This is a genomic window from Haloferax profundi (assembly GCF_001469865.1).
GTDB classification, from domain to species: domain Archaea; phylum Halobacteriota; class Halobacteria; order Halobacteriales; family Haloferacaceae; genus Haloferax; species Haloferax profundi.
The window spans coordinates 1-1,347 of record NZ_LOPV01000395.1 but is presented as its reverse complement, the minus strand read 5'-3'; the positions used below and the strand labels follow the sequence as shown (position 1 = coordinate 1,347).

Below are 1,347 nucleotides of genomic sequence, written 5' to 3'. Positions count from 1 at the left end.
GATTGCGGGGGCGGTCGCCAGACCGTCGAGTCGGTAACTCCACTGTTCAGAACCGGTCGTGGTGTCGAGTGCAACGAGGTGGCCGCGCTCACTCGCGGCGTAGACCACACCGTCGGCGACGGCAGGTGAAAGGGCGCGCATCTCGGTGTACGTGAGTCCGTAGTCGATGCTCCCGGGGAGTCGGTAGCGCCACACTCGTTCCCCGGTCGTTTCGTCGTGTGCGCTGACGGTGTGTCCCGACGCCGCGTAGACTGTGCCGTTGGCGACAGCTGCTCTCCTCGGCCGGGAGTTCACGTCGAACACCCACTCGACGTGACCGTCAGTCACGTTCAGTCGGTACAGTTTCGGGTCGAAATCGTCGGTGTTCAGATTCCGTGCCGACGAGCCCGAACCGATGTACACCGAATCGTTCGCGACGACCGGTCGCATCGTGACTTGGCCTTCCATCTCGAACCGCCAGCGTTCGCTCCCGTCACTCGCGTTCAGGGCGTAGACGAGGTAGTCACGGTCGTTGGACTCGGATAATCGGCCGGTCGCATAGACTGTCTCGCCGGCACCCGACAGCCCGAGCGAGACGTCCTCGTTGATATCGGTCGACCACTGCTGGATGCCCGTCTGGACATCGTAGGCGTGTAGATACTCGCCGCGGGTGGCGTAGAGCGTCCCGTCGAGGACGACCGTCGCGTCGGCTTCGAAGTTCGTCACGTTCCAGAGTTCGACGCCGTCAGATGCGCGGTACGCTCGAATCTCGTCGCCCGAGTAGTCGACTTCGGTCGTGACGACCACGCCATCGCTGACGGACACCGATTCGATGTCGACCCCCGAGACGTTCCACACCACTTCGCCCGTCTCGTTGTTCAGTGCCCGGACGCTCGTCTCTCCGGGGACCAACACGAAGCCATCCGCAGCGACGACCGGGTGGTCGGTCACTTCGTCAGATAACTCGGTTATCCAGCGAGCGGAAGGGGTAGTCTTCGGACCGGACGCGTTCGGACTGTATCCCGACCGGCCTGGGTCACGACCGGCCGTCGGCCAGTCACCGGAATCGAGTGTCGGCCACGATACCGACTCGCTCGTCATCGGCTCACCCTGTGTCTGAATCGAGTCGGTCTGAAACCCATCAGATTGGGTCGTCTCCAACGATGTCAACGATGCGCCGACAGGGGCGGAAATCGTCGAGAGAACGAGACACACCGCAAACGTGACAGACAAAACAGACCGAATCCTTCGCTTCTGGAAGAAAATCGTCGAACGAGTCATGTTGATACCTCCAGCACTCAGTCAGCCCCCCTATATGCACTTCCCGTGCAATGTCCGAGAGGTGAACAGCTGTCCGGGGGTCGGAAT

Annotated in this window: 1 protein-coding gene; it reads right to left on the bottom strand. The window is 61.8% G+C overall.

Annotated elements, in window-relative coordinates:
• On the bottom strand, positions 1–1,260 hold a 1,260-nt coding region (locus AUR66_RS13790; protein ID WP_157533129.1), incomplete at its 3' end, for a PQQ-binding-like beta-propeller repeat protein.
• Positions 1,261–1,347 lie beyond the last annotated feature (87 nt).